This window comes from Adhaeribacter radiodurans, assembly GCF_014075995.1.
GTDB classification, from domain to species: domain Bacteria; phylum Bacteroidota; class Bacteroidia; order Cytophagales; family Hymenobacteraceae; genus Adhaeribacter; species Adhaeribacter radiodurans.
On sequence record NZ_CP055153.1, the window covers coordinates 4893495 to 4913131 of the forward strand.

The 19637-nt window shown below is 41.1% G+C and carries 15 protein-coding genes; 11 read left to right on the forward strand and 4 right to left on the reverse strand.

All coding sequences use genetic code 11. The annotated features are described in order from the left end of the window. Positions 1 to 156 precede the first annotated feature (156 nt). Positions 157 to 993 carry a fumarylacetoacetate hydrolase family protein gene (locus HUW48_RS19465; RefSeq protein WP_182412527.1) on the forward strand — a complete coding sequence of 279 codons (837 nt, stop codon included), beginning with the start codon at positions 157 to 159 and terminating at the stop codon, positions 991 to 993. A 168-nt stretch (positions 994 to 1161) separates the two neighbouring features. Next, positions 1162 to 2739 carry an aldehyde dehydrogenase (NADP(+)) gene (locus HUW48_RS19470; RefSeq protein WP_182412528.1) on the forward strand — a complete coding sequence of 526 codons (1578 nt, stop codon included), beginning with the start codon at positions 1162 to 1164 and terminating at the stop codon, positions 2737 to 2739. A gap of 226 nt (positions 2740 to 2965) precedes the next feature. Here the strand turns inward: HUW48_RS19470 and HUW48_RS19475 are convergent, their stop codons facing one another. The 3 genes from HUW48_RS19475 to HUW48_RS19485 form a co-directional block, all read right to left on the reverse strand. Then, entirely contained in the window at positions 2966 to 3940 is a 975-nt protein-coding gene (locus HUW48_RS19475; protein WP_182412529.1) for an ABC transporter permease, read from the reverse strand. A 139-nt stretch (positions 3941 to 4079) separates the two neighbouring features. Then, complete coding sequence (locus HUW48_RS19480) at positions 4080 to 5576, reverse strand: sugar ABC transporter ATP-binding protein (RefSeq protein ID WP_220463955.1); 1497 nt, start codon at positions 5574 to 5576, stop codon at positions 4080 to 4082. 140 nt (positions 5577 to 5716) lie between these two features. Then, complete coding sequence (locus HUW48_RS19485; protein WP_182412530.1) at positions 5717 to 6754, reverse strand: ABC transporter substrate-binding protein; 1038 nt, start codon at positions 6752 to 6754, stop codon at positions 5717 to 5719. Positions 6755 to 7136: 382 nt separating this feature from the next. On the opposite strand from HUW48_RS19485, the gene HUW48_RS19490 reads away from it, so the two are divergent. The 6 genes from HUW48_RS19490 to HUW48_RS19515 all read left to right on the forward strand — a co-directional run bounded on the left by HUW48_RS19490 (position 7137) and on the right by HUW48_RS19515 (position 13743). Continuing rightward, the gene (locus HUW48_RS19490) at positions 7137 to 7928 is read left to right on the forward strand and encodes an FRG domain-containing protein (protein WP_182412531.1); all 792 of its coding nucleotides are present in this window, start codon (positions 7137 to 7139) and stop codon (positions 7926 to 7928) included. A 124-nt stretch (positions 7929 to 8052) separates the two neighbouring features. Continuing rightward, positions 8053 to 8607: an NUDIX domain-containing protein gene (locus HUW48_RS19495; RefSeq protein WP_182412532.1), complete on the forward strand. Its 555-nt coding sequence runs from the start codon at positions 8053 to 8055 to the stop codon at positions 8605 to 8607. Between the two features lie 140 nt (positions 8608 to 8747). Then, positions 8748 to 9551: a lysophospholipid acyltransferase family protein gene (locus HUW48_RS19500; protein ID WP_182412533.1), complete on the forward strand. Its 804-nt coding sequence runs from the start codon at positions 8748 to 8750 to the stop codon at positions 9549 to 9551. Beyond that, positions 9493 to 9780: an Asp-tRNA(Asn)/Glu-tRNA(Gln) amidotransferase subunit GatC gene (gatC, locus tag HUW48_RS19505; protein WP_182412534.1), complete on the forward strand. Its 288-nt coding sequence runs from the start codon at positions 9493 to 9495 to the stop codon at positions 9778 to 9780. Before HUW48_RS19500 ends, gatC begins: the two co-directional genes overlap by 59 nt. 15 nt (positions 9781 to 9795) lie before the next feature. Next, positions 9796 to 12837: a YfgM family protein gene (locus HUW48_RS19510; protein ID WP_182412535.1), complete on the forward strand. Its 3042-nt coding sequence runs from the start codon at positions 9796 to 9798 to the stop codon at positions 12835 to 12837. A 192-nt stretch (positions 12838 to 13029) separates the two neighbouring features. Then, on the forward strand, positions 13030 to 13743 hold the full coding sequence (locus tag HUW48_RS19515; protein ID WP_317173717.1) for an ABC transporter ATP-binding protein: 714 nt from the start codon (positions 13030 to 13032) through the stop codon (positions 13741 to 13743). A 344-nt stretch (positions 13744 to 14087) separates the two neighbouring features. Here HUW48_RS19515 and HUW48_RS19520 read toward each other — a convergent pair whose 3' ends face one another. Continuing rightward, positions 14088 to 14264: a hypothetical protein gene (locus HUW48_RS19520; protein ID WP_182412536.1), complete on the reverse strand. Its 177-nt coding sequence runs from the start codon at positions 14262 to 14264 to the stop codon at positions 14088 to 14090. Between the two features lie 604 nt (positions 14265 to 14868). On the opposite strand from HUW48_RS19520, the gene HUW48_RS19525 reads away from it, so the two are divergent. From HUW48_RS19525 to HUW48_RS19535, 3 genes are read left to right on the forward strand one after another with little or no spacing between them, the layout of a single operon-like run. After that, a complete protein-coding gene (locus HUW48_RS19525; RefSeq protein WP_182412537.1) occupies positions 14869 to 15630 on the forward strand; it encodes a hypothetical protein in 762 nt (253 codons plus the stop codon). 30 nt (positions 15631 to 15660) lie between these two features. Next, positions 15661 to 18444, forward strand: a complete 2784-nt coding sequence (locus HUW48_RS19530; protein WP_182412538.1) for a TonB-dependent receptor — start codon at positions 15661 to 15663, stop codon at positions 18442 to 18444. Beyond that, a complete protein-coding gene (locus HUW48_RS19535) occupies positions 18444 to 19628 on the forward strand; it encodes a DUF4249 domain-containing protein (RefSeq protein WP_182412539.1) in 1185 nt (394 codons plus the stop codon). The genes HUW48_RS19530 and HUW48_RS19535 overlap by 1 nt, the downstream gene beginning before the upstream one ends. The last annotated feature ends 9 nt before the right edge of the window (positions 19629 to 19637 follow it).

The window sequence follows — 19637 nt, forward strand, 5'->3', positions numbered from 1 at the left end:
TTGAACTATCGAAGGTACTTTTTACTATTTGGTATTAGTAGCGGTTAAGGAAAGTATTAATAATTCCCGCTTGCATAAAATAATAGTTAATTCATACAAATTTTTAGTATCGCTCCCCTATATTTAATGCTTCGTATTTAAAAACAGAAAAGAACTATGAAATTATATCGTCTTAAGACCGGCATTTTACTCGAAGAAGATCAAACTTTTTATCTTTCGCAGGATACAGACTGGGATAGATTTATCAACCGGGAAAACTTGTATGAGGAGGTTAAATCAGAAATAAGCCGGCTTCGTCCGGAAACAAACGGTGCGCAATTACTCGCGGATGAATTATTAGTACCTATTGTACGACAAGAAATTTGGGCCTCCGGAGTAACGTATTACCGCAGTAAAAATGCCCGGATGGAAGAATCGAAAGATGCTGGAGGGGGAGATTTCTACGACCGGGTTTACGACGCGGAACGTCCGGAATTATTTTTTAAAGCTACGGCTGCCCGTACGGTTGGTCATTTAGGTCAGGTTAATATCCGGAAAGATTCTACCTGGGATGTTCCGGAACCAGAGCTTACGCTTTTTATTAACAGCAAAGGCCAGATAGCGGGCTATACTATCGGCAACGATATGAGTTCCCGCAGTATTGAAGGCGAAAACCCCTTGTATTTACCTCAGGCAAAAACTTATGATGCCAGTGCGGCTATAGGCCCCGGTTTATACATTGCTGAAAACAAAATTGATCCGGATGCTAACATTAGTCTTGAAATTGCCCGGAAAGGAAAAACTGTATTTTCCGACACAATCAGCATTAACCAAATTAAGCGTAACCACCATGAATTAGTAGACTTTTTGTTCCGGGAATGCAGCTTTACTCACGGAGTATACTTAATGACCGGTACCGGCATTATACCACCCAATGATTTTACTTTAGCCAGTGGCGACGAAATCCAGATTAGTATTGACCACATCGGCATATTAATTAACTACGTGCGGTAAACCAATTTATATAAAGGAAACGAGAAGTTATCAGCATTTACCTTACCTCTCTCCAGCCACTGTAAGGTAGATTCACAACAGCTTATTGTTAAAAAAGCACGTAATTAGTAAATTTTTATTTTTGGTGACCTTTAAATGCGAGGCCCCTAAACCTTAAATACGATAACCATGGCAGATAATAATATATTAACAGAAGTTTCTCCCCAACAATCTAATACATTCCGGGCGTTTAACCCGGCTAAAGGCGAATGGCTAACCACTGACTTTACGGAAAGTACCCCGGAAGAAGTAGCCGCCGCCGTAGAGAAAGCAGAAGCTGCCTTTTTAGTTTACCGGAAAAAGACCGGAGCGGAACGGGCCGATTTCCTGCAGAAAATTGGCGAAGAAATAGTGAACTTAGGCGACGCGCTAATAACTCTTTGCCAGGGAGAATCTGGTTTACCCGAGGCTCGTTTGCAAGGAGAAAGAGGACGCACCGTTGGGCAATTAAATATGTTTGCCGGTTTGTTACGGGAAGGTTCCTGGATAGATGCTACCATTGATACGGCTGTACCCGACCGAAAACCTTTACCTAAATCGGACTTGCGGCGCATGAACATTGCTTTAGGTCCGGTTGGCATTTTTGGGGCGAGTAATTTTCCGTTGGCTTTTTCAGTAGCGGGCGGCGATACGGCATCGGCATTGGCGGCAGGTTGTACGGTAGTTGTAAAAGGTCACCCGGCTCATCCGGGAACTTCGCAGTTAATTGCCGAAGCGGTGCTGCGGGCAGCTCGGGCTTCTAACATGCCCGAGGGAGTATTTTCGATGGTACACGGCCAATCCACGGCAGTAGGTATGGCTTTGGTAGAACATCCTCTTATTAAAGCCATTGGTTTTACCGGCTCTTACCGGGGCGGCAAAGCTCTTTTTGACGCAGCCGCGCGCCGGCCAGAACCTATTCCGGTATATGCCGAAATGGGCAGTACCAATCCGGTTTTTATATTACCAGGCGCGTTAAAAGAACGCGGCGCTAATTTAGCCCAAGGACTTGCCACTTCGGTAACGTTGGGCGTAGGTCAGTTTTGTACGAATCCAGGTTTAGTGGTGGCTCAGCAATCGGTAGAATCAGAGCAATTTTTAAATAAAACAACCGAGGCATTTACTGGTTTAACGGCTGGTACCATGCTAACTCCTAATATTAAAAAAGCTTTTGATGCCGGTATTCAAAAGTTAACGCAAACTGCCGGGGTATCAGTATTGGCTACAGGTGTAAGCAATGAGAGCGTTTGTGGCGGCACGCCGCATTTATTAAGGGCTGATGCAGCTACCTTTTTGGCTACTCCGGAAATTGGCGAGGAAGTTTTCGGACCATCTACCGTTTATATTTCGGCAACGGGCAAAGAAGAATTAATGGCTATCGCCAACGGTTTACATGGGCACTTAACGGCCACTTTACAAGCTACTCCAGAAGACTTAGTAGAATATGCCGATCTTATTTCTATTTTAGAACGTAAAGTTGGTCGCTTACTAATAAATGGTTTTCCGACCGGGGTAGAAGTTTGCGCCTCTATGGTGCACGGGGGTCCTTTCCCAGCTACTACGGATGCACGTACTACTTCAGTGGGAACAGCCGCTATTTACCGGTTTAGCCGTCCTATTTGCTACCAAGATTTTCCGGATACTGTGTTACCCGCAGAACTACAAAATAGTAATCCTTTGAATATCTGGCGGAACGTGAATGGTCAATTAACTAAAGAGAAAATATAAGTGGTTATTGGTTATTAGCTGTTCACTATCTAAATAATTTATTAATAATCAACAATTTAATATATATTTTAATTAAAGCTCCTTTTGTAGAAATACTTAATTGTAAGTAGTTTCTCTTAGTTTTTTACAAAGTTTAGGTTTTGGTTAGATACCATAGAAAAAGCCGGGCGAAAGATATTTCATATCAAGAATCTTTCGCCTGGCTTTCTTATTTAAATAGCTGTTTTTATACGTTTACCCGGTGTTTTAAGCGGTCAATTAAAACAGCTCCTACTATTATTATTCCGATGATTATTTCCTGCACGTAATTAGGTAATCCTAACATATTGCAGCCATTCCGCAAAACTGCCATAATTAAAGCCCCTATTATAGAACCTAGGGCACTACCCTCGCCACCACTTAAAGAGCCACCGCCAATTACTACGGCAGCAATAATATCGAGCTCCATGCCATTAGCAGCGGTAGGGTCACCAACGGTTAAGTTACTATACTGCATTACCGAAGCAATACCAGCAAATACCGAACTCACGGTGTAAATCATGGCTTTGTTTACATTTACTTTAATACCGCAAAGCCGGGCCGTTAATTCATTAGAGCCAATAGCAAAAATATGACGGCCAAAAACCGTATATTTTAAGAGTACAGCCAGTAAAGCAAATAATAATACAGTTATCCAAACTCCCGGCGCAAAAATCAACCAGGAGGGTTCCGGATCCAATAACATTAAATCTTGCAACCAGTTAGAGGGAGTACTGATAGTTTGTTCTTTCCCGATCCATTTTGCTACTCCACGGGCAATCTGCATCATGCCCAAGGTTACAATAAAAGGCACAATGTTGAACCGCGAAATAAACGACCCAATAATTAAGCCGCATAAAGCACAGGCACCAATCGCGGCCACAGCTGCTAATAAAGGCAGCGCCCCGCCCACCGAAGTAACTTCCGGTCCTCCTCCTAGATTCATAACCGTAGCAATTACCACTGTACCTAAGGCAATTTGGGAACCTACGCTTAAATCAATACCACCGGAAATAATAACCATGGTCATGCCGAAAGCTGCAATTCCGACGATTACACTTTGGGTAAGTATGGTTTTTACGTTATAAAAAGAATTAAACTGCGGCGGACAAAGAATGGTAAACAGAATAATAACAAACAGCAGCCCGAAAAACGGTCCAAACCTGGCTAAAACTTTATTCATATATCAGGTAAAATCAGATAAGCAGAAATAATTACCCGGGCTAAATACTTAGTTATCTTTAATTTAAAACCCGGCAAATAAATTCAAATACATTGTTTTACAACTTTCAGTTGAATGGTTTTTTTAAAACCAAACAGAATTAAGCCGTTACTTTGGTGCCGGAGGTAGCGTACAGCATAATATCATGTTCTGTCCAGGCAGATACTGGCTTAATATCTGACATCTGGCCCCGGTACATAACAGCCAGGGTATCGCACACTCCTAATAATTCCGGTAAATAAGAACTGACCACTACAATGGCCTTGCCTTCTACCGCTAAGGTTTGAATTAACCGGTATATTTCGGCTTTACTTCCTACATCAATTCCACGGGTGGGCTCGTCCAGAAACAATATGTCGCTATCGTGGTGCAGTAAACGCGCAATACAAGCCTTTTGCTGGTTCCCACCGGATAAACGGCCAATAGCCTGTTTCGGGTCACGGCATTTTATGCGCAACTTTTCAGACCACTCAGTAGCGGTTTCGTATTCTTGGCTTAAATTTAACAGGCCAAATTTACTATATTTATTTAAAGCCGATAAAGTGATATTAGTAGCGACTGATAAATTTAAAGCTAAACCTTCTTCTTTCCGGTTTTCGCTTAGTAAATCCATTTCGGTAGCTAAAGCTTTGCCCGGATTAATATAAACCGCATTGAGTTCGGGATGACTTTTAATTTTTACCTGACCGTTGCGTACTTTTTCCAAGCCGAATATACTCCGGATAGTTTCGGAACGGCCGGCTCCTACTAAGCCCGAGATACCTAAAATTTCGCCTTTTCTTAAATTAAAGGTTATTTCTTTATGATAGGGGGCAGTTACTAAATTACGTACTTCCAGTAGCGGCTCCTGAATAGAATGGGAAATTTGCGGATAAAGCTCCTCAACGGAACGGCCAATCATGTGCCGGATAATTTCCGGAATAGTTACCTCGGCAATATTACCGGAAGTAATAGATTCCCCATCGCGAATAACGGTAAAGCGGTCGGCTACCTCCATTACTTCTTCCAGAAAATGGCTGATGTAAATAACCGAAATATTATTCTCTTTTAATTTCCGGATTACATTAAACAATGCGCGGGCATCTTCGGCGGTTAAGGAGCTGGTAGGTTCGTCCAGAATAACTACCCGAGATTCAATAACCAAGGCCCGGGCAATTTCTACGAGCTGTTGTTTGCCTAAACTCAACCGATTAACCGGCATATCGGGGTTCAGATGCCCTTGTCCGAGCCAGTCGAGCGCTTCTTTTACCTTTTGCTGCTGCTTTTTTACAAAGCCAAAACTAGTACGCTCCAGCCCCAGCATTATATTTTCTTCAATAGATAAATGCGGCGCTAAAGTTAGTTCCTGGTAAATCATGGCAATACCCGACTGACGACCTGCCGCCGGCGAAGCTGGGGCGTACAATTGCCCATCTAAATGCATGGTTCCGCTATCGGGTGTGTAGGCCCCGCTCAAAACTTTCATGAGCGTACTTTTACCCGCACCATTTTCGCCGATTAAAGCGTGTACTTCGCCTTGTGCTACCTGCAAACTAACGTTTTTCAAGGCTTTTACCGGCCCGAAACTTTTGCTTATATTTTCTAAAGAAAGTAGCAAGGAATGTATTTGTTATAAGGTCTGAATAATTTGTATCGTAGAATTTTATTGGCCAACTTCTAACTCTAGAAAATACTCCAATAAACCAGCAATAATAACTAACCCTTGAGCGATGGATTATCGCTCCTAGTCTCATCTTTCTATTGCTCTTGCAGGTATTTAAGATCTGGAGTAAGTAGCGTTTTAATTTTAGGATCGTTAATGTTTTCTTTCGTAGCCATGGTAACTCCTGTGTCAATCCGTTTTTCGAATTTTTCGCCTTTAATAAGAGCCACAATGGTTTTAACACCCAGGTACCCCATATTGAACGGATCCTGTAAAGCCAAGCCATGAACTGTGCCTTGATCTAGGGCTGTTACTAAAGTTTCGTTCGAATCAAAACCTACTAATTTTACTTTTCCAGCTTTGCCGGCGGTTTGCAGTGCGCGCAACATGCCTTGCGTAGCAGATTCATTAGGGCAGAAGATGCCATCTACGTTGGCAAAACGATTTAACAAATTCTGCGACGCCTGAAAAGCTTTTTCCATGGTGGCACCGGCGTATTGGTTAGTAGAAATTAATTTAGCGTTAGGCGCATATTCTTTCATACCTGCCAAAAAACCTTCTTCGCGGGCGTGGGTACTGGCAGAACCTTCGCTATAGCGTAGTAAAATTATATTACCTTTTCCGTCGAGCAATTTAGCCATTTGCTGGGCGCACAATTTACCGCCCGCAAAATTATCGGTAGCCACAAAACTGGCGTAATCTTTCGAAGCCAGATCCGAATCAAAAATAACAACCGGAATTTTACGGTTAATGGCCGCTTTAACCGGTGGCACTAAGCTTCGCTCGTCGAGAGGGGCTAATACAATACCGTTTACACCCCGGCTCACAAAATTCTGTACCACCTGAATCTGCATCTGCCGGTCATCTTCCTTATGCGGCCCTTGCCAGATTATTTCCACATTATCTAATTCACGGTCGGCCTTCATGGCGCCAGCGTGTACGCTATTCCAAAAAGTATGAGTGGTTCCTTTCGGGATAACCGCAATTTTTAAAGTCTCACCCGATGACGATGCAGCCTGGCTGTTGCTTTCCTGAGTAGTGCCGGAGTTATTACAGGCAGTTAAAACCGAACTAAGAGTTATTGCTCCCAGCACTAATACATTGTTTAAGAATCTGCTTCGATTAATTATCATTTTTATAGTGTATGAAAAATTATCTATTCTAATATAAAATATAAGTAAGTAGATTATATGCTGTATACAGGTAAAGCCAGCTCCGCCGAAAAATTTAAGTAAAGCTACCTTATTAAATAAAGAAAGCTAATGTTTTGCTTTAAACGCAGCTCATCGTGTGGTGAAAATAGGAAAATTAATTTTTAATAAAACAATTTGATTTCATATTTATTACCCTCGGCTAAAGTCACCCATATAACTGCCTATTCTTCTAATTATTTGCTCCTTTCCTTATTTTAGTAAATTTCTATTAATTGTAGCAGGCAACTTAGGTAAAGCAACATACTATTTACCGCAATCACGTATACGGAACAGTAAACTTTATTTGCCCTGAACTGATTTTATGCCATCAGAAAACGATATATTGATTCATTCCTGGGAGGAATTACAGAATGCTTTATTTCATGATTCCTGGGACCCTAAAATAAATCGCTACCGGTCTTCTTATGTATACCGGGGCATGTGGAATAAAAACTTTGAATTAACTACCAGCTTAATCCGGCTGGGTGGAGATTACTCGAAACTGGAGACTCATTTACTACGCAATTTTAGGAAATACGCCCACCGCGATGCTGCTCCGGGTAATTCTATCTGGAATTGGCTGGCCGTTGCGCAGCACCATGGCTTACCTACCCGCTTGCTCGATTGGACGTATTCGCCATTTGTAGCGCTGCACTTTGCCACTAATAATTTACTGCACTACGACACCGATGCCGTAATCTGGTGCGTAAATTACGTAAAATCCAACACGCATTTACCGCTGGTTTTAAAAGATGCTATTTCGGCGGAAGGATCAAACGTTTTTACCCCCGAAGTGCTGGAACCGGTTTGCAGTTCACTCAAAGAATTAGGGGCTTTTCAGGAAGAAGATTTTGTTGTGTTCTTAGAACCACCCTCTTTGGATGGGAGAATAGTGCATCAGTTTGCTTTATTTGCCTTGATGTCCAGTTCAACTGCCTTGCTTAGCGATTGGCTGAAACAAAATCCTGACTTATATTTCCGGATTATTATTCCGGCGCGGCTAAAATGGGAAATCCGTGATAAGCTTGACCAAGCCAATATTACTGAACGGGTTTTATTTCCGGGGCTTAACGGTTTAAGCGAATGGCTGCGTCGGCACTATACTACTATTTAAGTAAACAGACATAAATAGTAAGATAGTAGATGTTAGACTTTTGGGTAATTAATTGAATGCCCATTTAAAATTCAGAACTTTCTAACTTGCAACCTCTAATTTGCAACCTGCAACTTAACCATTCATGAACGAACACGAAAACCCCTGGACTACTCTTTCTTCTAAACCTATTTATGAAAATCCCTGGCTGAGCCTGCGCGAAGATCAGGTAATTAACCCCAAAGGTGGCCGGGGCATTTACGGAGTAGTAGATTTTAAAAATATGGCTATTGGCGTGGTGCCCATTGATGCCGATGGCAATACGTACTTGGTTGGCCAATATCGCTACCCGTTAAACGAGTATTCCTGGGAGATTCCGGAAGGTGGCGGTCCGCACGGCATTGATGCCTTAGAATCGGCTAAACGCGAATTAAAAGAAGAAACAGGTTTTACTGCCGGCTCCTGGACTGATCTGGGCCGAATACATACTTCTAACTCGGTTACCAGCGAGTTTGGCTTTCTTTTTCTGGCTCAGGATTTAACCGCCGGCGAAACTGAGCACGAAGAAACAGAAGAGTTGCACATTAAAAAAGTACCGCTAACCGAAGCGGTACGCATGGTAATGGCTGGCGAAATTACCGATGCCTTAAGTATAGCCGGCATTCTAAAAGCAGACAAAATTTTAAACCACCCGCAGTAGAATTTTTTACTAATTTTTGCCACTTTAATTTTTTTAGAACTCAGTAGGATTTGGTAGCAAGTTTTGGGGGTAGTTGCCCTAAACACGTAAAAAACAACTCGGTTCATGAACTTAAACTTAATATTTGTACTTTTGCCTTCATGAAGCTGCTGGTAAAATTATTGCGTAAAATTTACGCGGGCTGGTGCGTTATTTCGTTTGTTGTCCCATTTTTCCTGCTTTATCCTTTTTTTGTGGTGTTGGTGCAAAAGCCACGCTGGTACCGGTATGCGCATTGGTTAAACCGATTTTGGTCTTATTTACAACTACGCCTGTACGGCTTACCGCTGCAAATTACTCATAAGGCGCCGCTTACTAAAAACACCCCTTATATTTATACGCCCAATCATAGTTCGTACATTGATATTCCGTTGTTGCTAAATAGCGTGCCGGGGTATTTAAATTTTGTCGGTAAAAAATCCTTGGCTAAAGTACCTCTCTGGGGACCAATTTATAACAAGTTGTATATTTCCGTCGATCGTAATAGTGCGGTTAGCCGGGCCAAATCGTACATTCAATCGGGGCGTACGCTCGATCAGGGTCGTTCGGTAGTTATTTTTCCGGAAGGTACCATTGCCGAAAACGCCGGCTACGAAATGCTCCCATTTAAAGATGGGCCGTTTAAACTGGCTATCGAAAAGAAAATACCAATTGTTCCGGTTTCTATGCCTTACAATCATATTTTTTTACCCGATGTAGATGGTAAATTTATTGTGCGTTGGCAGCCATTAAAAATCACGTTCTTTGAGCCTATTCCAACAACAGACCTTACTCTGGCCGATCTGGAAGATTTAAAAAATAAAGTATTTACTATAATTCAAGCTGATTTAAGTTTACACAATCATTATGAGCACCGATATACAAACGATCCGGAAATTAGCACATTTAGCCCGTCTGGAATTTGATCAAACTAAAGAACAGGAAATGTTGCAGGATCTGAATAAAATTCTGGACTGGATGGAAAAATTACGCGAACTCGACACTTCTGCGGTAGAGCCTTTGCTGCACATGAGCGAAGAGGTAAACGTATTGCGTCCGGATGAACCCAAAATTATTATTACGCACGAAGAAGGCCTCAAAAATGCTCCTCGTAAAGATTCTGATTATTTTAGAGTACCAAAAGTGCTGGATTAACGTTTAAAACCGTAAATGGCAGAACAAAATTTACTGGGCAGCCGGCGTAAGGGCAGCCCTTTTCTTTTTTATGTATTACTCACGCTGGGTTTAGTAGCTCTGGGCCTGGCAATTTATCATTATTTCACCGGCAGCGATTACGTAATAACCTGGCAACCGCAAGCGGAATTGCACCCGGTATCCGCTACGCTTGCCCGATTTACCGATCTTTTTCAAACGTTCCTGGTCCCGGTTACCGGTTTCCTGGTTTCTGAACGCTTTGATGTAGGTTTGCCAACACTACGACCAGAGTTAGCAGCTATTTATTTAGGAATTCTCAGTTTAACCTTGGCCGTTTACTTTACTATTGTCAGCACCTTTCCGCGGCTTCCTTACATTGTAGCCATGACCTTGGTAATGCTCTTTCTGGCTACCTGCAACTTTGATTTATTACGGGCTACCCCGGATGATAACCAGGTATTTTTAATTTTAGTACTGGGTATATTGGTTTTAATTAGTTACGCTTTCCAGGCTTTTATAACCCAAGCCTCGTTATGGGTACGTTTTTTAACTTTTAGTGGTATTCTGATTGCTTTAGCGGCTTTCATGAATTATAGCTCGCAGTTTTCGGCTATTTTATCGGCCATGCAAGTAGTGCATTACAGCAGTTTGGCTGCTTTTGCAGCAACGTGTTTGTTTATTTTTCTGGTATCTTTCGAGAATATTCACGCTCTGCTCTGGCTTAATACGCAAGGTTCGTCGCCGCAGCGCCGTTACGGTTTGTGGCATTTTATCTTGATTGGAATTTTGTATTTACTAAACTTATTGCTGTTATACCTCAGAAATGCAGAAATTATTCAACTGGATTTTTACTACGTTGATCCGTTTATAATTCTTTTATTATCTACGTTAGTAGGTTACTGGGGATGGAAGAGGCGCAAAGTACAGTACCAGAAATATTTTACTTTTAATAATGGCGCGGGTTATGTATATCTGACATTAGGTATTATCAGCTTATTAAGCATTGGTTATGCGTTTGCTACAGTTAATACGCCGTTTATTTCGGCATTTACAGATGTAATTGTATATACGCACCTGGCTTACGGTTTTTTATTTTTCCTGTATATTTTACTTAACTTTTATAAACTTATTCAACAACGCTTAGCGGTTTATAAAGTAGTTTTCGACCCGAAGCAAATGCCTTTTTATACCGTTTACTTAATGGGTAGTTTGTTGTTGTTGGCTCTGGTATTCCGGTCACCGTTTAATATTTACAGCAAGGCTCAAAGTGGTTATTACAATTATCTCGGTGATTTTTATAAAGCCACAGGTAATCTATTACTCGCCGAACGTTTTTATACCGAAGGCACCGTTTTCAGCCATCATAATTTAAAATCAACGTATGCTTTAGCCGGTCTTTATCGCGAACGTTCGTACAGTACCGCTGAAATAAATTTACTAAAAGATGCGCTAGCCGGCCAGCCCTCCGAGAAAGTTTATGCCCGTTTAGCCGGCACCCAAACCGACCAGAAAGACTTTTTTAATCACCTGTTTTTATTGAACCAAGGGTTACGTACTTTCCCTAATAGCACCTCTTTGCTTACCAATAAAGCGCTGCTTTACGAGACTACTTCGCTCGTAGATTCTACCGAATATCTTTATCAGCAAGCCCTTGCCGGAGCAGGAGAATTTAGCGATCTGGTAAGGAGCAATTTGTTGGCTTTTTATTTGAAAAACGGGAATCCCCAACAAGCGGTTGCTTTAGCAGAACAAGGCTCTACATCTGCTAAATGGCTTGCCTGGCAAAGTAACCTTACCTTACTAAATCTACTTCGGGAGCAACCAGCCACTAACACTACCGATTTAAAACTACCCGCCAAAGTACTTACTCCGGCAGAATTTGCTTTATTCTACCATAATACCCTGGAGCACCTAAGGCAATCTAATGCGGCCACTATTAAGCGCATTAACCAGTATTTGGCCCAGCAGGAAAATGCTCCTTACGCCGAAAATCTAATTTTATTAAAAGGCTTAACCCAGTTCCATGCCGGCCAGGTAAATGAGGCTCGCACCACCCTGGAAAATCAAGCACTGACTTCGCCTCATACGGCTGGTTTTTACTATTATTTAATTGGCTCCTGGCTGATGGAACAGAAGTTATACCAGGCAGCCGTTGGTTATTTTGATAAAGCCCGCACCAACAAGATACCGGAAGCAGAGCTACCTTATTTGTACGCCTTGGCGCATACTCCGGACAAAGGTGCCGCTTACTCAGCGGTGTCACAGGCAGTTATTGATTTAAAAGAACCTAACCTGAAAAACCAAGCTACCTTTCTGGCTAATGTTCTTAATTTAACTACTCAAAGTGTACTTACTGCTTCCGACTCGGCCAAAGTAGCTTATTTAAATTTATATCGGCCAGATTTAAGTACCACTGAATTTGAAAATGTGGTAAACTCCCTGGCTACCGGTAAGTTTAAAAGTATGGGGCAACGGGAACTGGCGCGTCATTATTTACAAAACAATAATGTAAATGCGGCTGCTCAAACTATTCAGGCAGCATTGTCGCTTGCTAATGGAGATAAAAATCTAACTTCTGAACTGAATCTTTTACGCGCTGATGTATTAGTGAAGCAAGGGAAAGTAAACGAATTAAATAAATTGTTGCCCACCCTTACCAATCAGGTTGCCGATCAAAATCAGAAATTATTTTACCAGGCAGTAGTAGCCGAAAAAACCAATCCGCAGCGAGCCAAAACTTTTTACCAGCAAATTCCGCAAGTCTTAATCTACAACGAAGATGCCGTACTAGCTGCCGCCAATTTCTTTAGCCGCGTTCTGAAAAATGATAATCAAGCTTACGATTTACTTTTAAGTAGTATTAAGTATAATCCATTTTCGTCGCGATTGTATCAGGCGTATGTTTTTAGTAGTATTAAATTAGGTTTTATTGATTTTGCGCAAACAGCCGCCGAAGAATTAAAAAACTTGCTAAGTCCGGCAGAGTATGCTAACTTTCAAACAACTTACGAGCAAAAATTAAAAGAAAAACAAGCCGCTTTTCCGGGTTGGGACTAAGCAAAATAATTAGATGAGCAGAAAGTTTATAGTTACAGACTAATCTTTCAAACTAAAGTTGATTAAATTGATCTGGCAACTATTATCCTGAAAATGTAGGCTTTTAATTAGCTTTCGTAAACAATAAACCTCTTTCGTGGCGGTTACAATAAACAACGGCCTTATCGTTTATAATTAGAAACGCACCTGTTTATGAGCACTATTATCGAAACTAAAGATATCTCGCGGGTCTACCACATGGGTAGCGAAACCATTCATGCCCTTAAAAGCGTGTCGATAAAGATAAACCGGGGCGAGTACGTGGCTTTTATGGGTCCGTCGGGTTCGGGGAAATCAACGCTCATGAATATTGTGGGCTGTTTAGACACACCTACGGGCGGCCAGTATATTTTAAATGGCAAAGACGTGAGTAATATGACCGATAACGAATTAGCTGAAATCCGGAATAAGGAAATTGGCTTCGTATTTCAAACGTTTAATTTATTGCCGCGCTCTACCTCCTTAGATAATGTAAGTTTACCCTTGATTTATGCGGGGTATGGCAAAAGTGCCCGGGAAGAGAAAGCTATGCAGGCGCTGGAAAGCGTAGGTTTAGGACCACGCGCCAAACATAAGCCCAATGAGCTTTCGGGCGGGCAGCGCCAACGGGTAGCCATAGCCCGGGCCTTGGTAAACAACCCCAGCATTATGCTCGCCGACGAACCTACCGGTAACCTTGATACAAAAACTTCATACGAAATAATGGAGCTTTTCGAAAACCTACATGTTAAAGGAAATACCATTATTATGGTTACCCACGAAGAAGATATTGCCAAATATGCGCACCGCATTGTACGTCTCCGCGATGGATTAATAGAATCGGATGAAATAAATTCCGAAATAATTCGGCACTCGATGCCCGTTTAACCAGGTATTTTACCTTAACCTAAAATTTACCCTCCGTCAGAAAAAGGTTTTGGTTATGGATATTGATTCTGCTTCAAAACCCGGAGAAAAATAAGTTAAAATAATCTTTTATTCAGAAGGTTTCTATTTGGCTATTTAACAGAGTAGTTTCCCTCTGATGGAGATTCTTTGAATATGTCAATTTATTATTTCAATATACTTTTGTCCGGTACTTAATACAAGATACTCTTGTTTGAATTTCATAATTTTATCTGGCAAAGAATAACCGGTAAGCTCTCCGTTAACACCTATTCCTTTAAATGAAAAAAGCCCCTTTCGGGGCCTTCTTAAGTTTTTTCTGCTACTTAAATTAATTGCCGGAAGAAATATAAAACTTCACGGGCAGCATTTTTTAATTCTCTCGATTTAGGTAAGTCCGCTCCTGGTTTCACATTTTCTAAGACTTCTGCTAACAGGTTTAACCGGTAAGCCATAACATCGAATTCTTCTTCTTGTAAAGTAGTGTAGTCTTTCAGTTCCATAATTTTATCGTTTTTTATCGTTTCCCCTACTACAACTAAAATCAAGCTAATCGTTCGGTATAATTTCTCTAATTAGGGAATCAAACGTTCTTGCATTATAAACCCAATGCTTATCTTGTTTTAGTATTAAAATACTTTTTATTATATAGAATAAACCAGATTAATATTTTAAATTAATGCCGAGCTGACTCTTTTTTAACGGCTAATAATCCGTTTACTATAATGTTTGCCTTTAATAAAGTTTTAAGATAAGCTTTAAAGCAAAAGCCTATTTAAGTTTAATTAATTTGTAAAAAATAAAGAATGGACCATAAAACTAAACCCATTCTATACCCGCTCAAAGCAACATACCGGCAAGCTAAAACAGCTAAAATATAGTTACGATAGCAAAAGTATTATTCGCGCTTTAGCCCTAAAATAAAGTTCTGCTTAACTGCAAAGAATATATAAAATTTTATATTACATTTAGGATTACTATAAAGGCAAATATTCAGGTACACGCAAAATTCAAAATTAGTTAAAAGGTTATTCTTCAACCTTATTAAACCTGAATGTCTAAAGATTATTCTAATAAGTTTAATTTATTTGAATTAGGCGCTATTTAATGAAAATACAAATATCAACCTTGTGCTTTGCCCTCCTGGTAATACTTTGTTCTAAATCAGCTTTTAGCCAAGTAGCAACTAACGACTCGGCTTATTTAGCTGCCCGAATAACTAATCTCACCAATCGGTATACCCAAACTATTGCCGATGCCAAACACTTGTTTAATGGTAAAGAGTACTTAACCTACGATAAGTATTATCTGAAAGGAAATCAGTTTTATAAGTCTGACCAAGAGCAGGAAGGAGAAGTATATTACGATGGGTATTTGTTTACGAACGTACCCTTATTATTTGATGTAATGCTGGACCAGATTGTTATTTCTGAGCCAAATGGTTCCTTGCAATTTAAACTCGAAAACAAGAAAGTATCTTATTTTAAAGTACACGGCCATTCTTTTATTCGATTGGTTGCCGATACCTTAACAGAATCCCCCATCAAAACCGGCTATTATGATTTATTAGTTAATGGCAAAACAAAATTATTTGCCAAACGGATGAAAAAAGTGTACGAGGATGCGACTATAAGAGGCATGGAAGGAGAATTTATAATAGAAGATAGATTTTATATTCGCCGGAATGATAAATACTACCCGGTTGGCACAAAGAAAACCGCGCTAAACGCCTTAGCCGATAACAAAAAAGAGCTACAGAAATACAGCCGCAGCCAACATTTAAAGTTTAAAAAAGAAATGCGCGAAGCTTCTCTCATTAACCTGGTACAACATTACAACCAATTGCCATCCGCACTGCTTAAGAATTAAATATACTCGTTAGCCTAAAAAATACTGTTTATGAATTATTACTTCCGTATAGTACTACTCTTGTTTCTGGTTACAGAAAGTTGGGTTGGTTACGGGCAGAATACAAAAAATAATGCAATTACGGGTGATTATAACAATTTACTTTTTTCAGAGTTTGCGAAGGCGATAGAAGCTCAAACCAAGTACCACTTTTTCTATGATCCGGCTACGGTAGATAGTTTATTTGTTACCATTCAGGTTAGAGAACAACCGCTGGAAACAGTACTTACTTCTGTTTTTAAAGGTACCAATTTACATTTTGCTACTGATACAGAAAACCGGGTTTATATTACCTCGGGTGTAACCTTGGATTTAAACCTACCCGACAATTATTTTAAACCGGAAGGCACTAATAATGCAGTAGCAAATAACAATCAGGTAAGCAACCGGGCAGGCGCAACATCGGGTAGTTCGCGTTCTTTAACTTTAGCGGAACGCAAGTTGTACGAAATAGGGCGAGCAGGAACCAATGCGAGTACCGGCAAAGCTACTTTGGCTGGTCACCTGCGCGACGTAAAATCCGGAGAACCGGTAATTGGGGCCGCCGTGTACGTACAATCACCTTCCATAGGCACCACTACTGACCAGTTTGGTTACTATTCTCTAACCTTACCCTTAGGACGCCAGGATTTATTTATACGAGGTTCCGGCATAAAAAACACCAAACGCCAGATTTTACTGCAAAGCGATGGCCAGTTAGAAATTGAAGTAGAAGAAGATATTACCCCATTAAAAGAAGTAGTAATTGAAGCCGAAAAAGACAAGAATGTGGCAGGCATGCAAATGGGACTCGAAAAACTCGACATTAAAACCATGCGCCAGGTGCCCACTGCTTTCGGGGAAACAGATATTTTGCGGGTAGTGCTTACCCTACCCGGCGTAAAATCGGTGGGTGAAGGCAATACCGGCATGAACGTAAGGGGCGGCGCCACCGACCAAAATTTAATTCTTTTTAACGATGCTACTATTTACAATCCGGCGCACTTATTTGGCTTTTTTTCGGCCTTTAATCCTGATATTTTAAAAACAGTAGAGTTGTATAAAAGTGCGGTGCCTGCTAAATACGGCGGTCGGTTAGCGTCGGTGTTGGAAATTGCTACCCGCGATGGCAATAAAAAACAATTCTCGGGTTCCGGTGGCATTGGGTTGCTTACTAGTCGGCTTACCTTAGAAGGACCGATAGTAAAAGATAAAAGCGCTTTTCTTATTAGTGGTCGTAGTACTTACTCCGACTGGATTCTGCAAAAGTTACAAAACAGCAGTTTTAAAAATAGCTCCGCCGCCTTTTACGACTTAAATGCCCACATCAGCCACGAGATAGATTCTAAAAATACTATTTATGCTACTGGTTACCGAAGCCGTGATAAGTTTAAATTAGCTGCGGATACGCTGTATCAATACTTAAATCAAAATGCCAGTTTAAAGTGGAAACATATTTTTAACAATAAACTATACGGTGTGTTAACCGGAGCTTATAGTTACTATAAATACAATATTACCAGCGACATTAATCCGGTAAATGCTTCGCGGCTTAATTACAGCATTAATCAATCAAACATACAAGCCGATTTCAGTTATTTTCATAACGCTAAACACACCTTCGATTTTGGGGCGAGTTCTATTTTGTACCATATTGCTCCGGGCAGTTTGCAACCATTAGGTACCGAATCTTTAATGGCTACAGATGTGCTGAGCCGGGAGAAAGCTTTAGAAAGTGCTATTTACGCTTCTGACCGGATCGATATTTCGCCCCGCTTATCGGTTTCGGTGGGGTTGCGGTATTCTTTTTACCAGGCTCTAGGGCCAAAGGAAGTATACCAGTATTTACCCGAAATTTCGCGCAGTGAAAGTACCATTATCGATACTCTCCAGTATAAAAAAGGCGAGGCATTAGCTAAATACCACGGCCCGGAGTACCGGCTTTCGGCTAAAGTTGCACTTACCGAAAACTCATCCCTGAAAGTGAGTTATAACCGCATGCGGCAGTACATTCACATGCTTTCCAATACTGCGGCCATGTCGCCGACCGATATCTGGAAACTAAGCGATTCTTACATCCGGCCACAAATTGGCGACCAGGTAGCTTTGGGTTACTACCGCAACTTTAAATCAAATACCATCGAAACTTCCGTGGAAACTTATTATAAGCGAATGCACGATTTTGTGGATTATAAAAGCGGCGCTACCCTTTTGCTAAATCATCACATTGAAACCGATGTAGTAAATGCCGCCGGAAAAGCTTACGGATTAGAAATAATGGTGAAAAAACTAACCGGAAAATTAAACGGCTGGGTAAGTTATACCTATTCCCGGTCGCTGGTTAAAGTGAATGATGGCACTACTTCGGATAAAATTAACGGGGGTTCGTACTATCCCAGTAACTTCGACAAACCCCACGATTTTACTTTAATAGGTAACTACCGGTTTAGTCGCCGGTTTAGCACTTCTTTAAATTTTACTTACAATACGGGTCGGCCTATTACCTTGCCTTTAGCTAAATATTTTGTAGATAATTCCTACCGGGTATATTACTCCGACCGAAATGCCTACCGGGTGCCTGATTATTACCGAGCCGACTTTGCCATGAATATTGAAGGAAATCATAAAGTGCGGAAGCTGGCCCATAGCTCCTGGACCTTGGCTATTTACAACTTAACCGGGCGTAAGAACCCTTATTCTATTTATTTTAAATCGGAAGGTACTAAGATTAATGGCTACCAATTATCCATTTTTGGCCGGCCGATTCCTACCATCACCTATAATTTCAAATTCTAATGAGTTTACTTCTGCGCTATCTTCAGGCGTTTTACTTCTTCGCACTGCTTTTGTTTTTAAGCAGTTGCGTAGATCCGTTTGACCCTAAGGTGAAAGATATACCCGAAAGTTTTATGGTGGTAGATGGTTTTATCAACACCCAGGGAGTTACTACTATAAAACTTTCGCGAACCATTAACTTAACCGCCGATACAATTCCACCCGCTGAAAGGGGAGCTAGAGTGTACCTGGAAGAGGAAGCCGGAACGCAATTTATTTTAAGGGAACAAGAAGCCGGTACGTACACTTCGGATAACCTAAATTTAGATCCCCTAAAAAAATACCGCTTACATTTTTCCGCCGGCGGTAAAGAATATACCTCTGATTTTGTATCGGTAAAAACCACTCCGCTTATAAATGAGGTTACCTGGCAAGCAAAGGATGAAGGTATGCAAATTTACGTAAACAGCCAGGATGCCGCGAATGACACCAAGTATTACCGTTGGAAGTACGAAGAAACCTGGGAATTTAATTCGGCTTATTTTGCCGCTTTAGAATACCGGGATAACGGCGTAAAAGCACGCAATTCAAACGAAAACATTTACGTATGCTGGAGAAGTGAAAACTCATCGGCCATAAAAATTGGCACTACCGCCCGGTTAAACGAAGATGTAATATCCAACTATCCCTTGGTTTTGGTGCCCCAGGGTTCAGTTAAATTAGGTCGCCGTTACAGTATTCTGGTAAAACAATACGCGCTTAGCCAAGAAGAATACGCGTACTACGAAGCCTTGCGCAAAAATACCGAGAATATTGGTTCTTTGTTCGATCCACTTCCTACCCAGCTTACCGGCAATATTCATTGTGTAACCAATGCTTCCGAACCGGTAATAGGTTTTATTGGAGCCCACTCTGAAACGCAAAAAAGAATTTTTGTGGACAAAGAAGAGTTGCCTAAAACCTGGGGTCGATTTGCCACCGGTTACGAAGATTGTCCGCCGCTGGATTCTATTATTATTGATTATCAGCAATATCATAATATAGAAGATGTAGAAGCTTATTTTGCGCCGGGTATTTACATACCCATAACTCCCATTTACCCTAAAGCAGGCATTCCGCGCTTGATTGGCTTTACCTCGTCTTCCATTTCCTGCGTGGATTGCCGGCTGAGAGGAACCAATGTAAAACCTGATTTCTGGAAGTAATTACTAAAT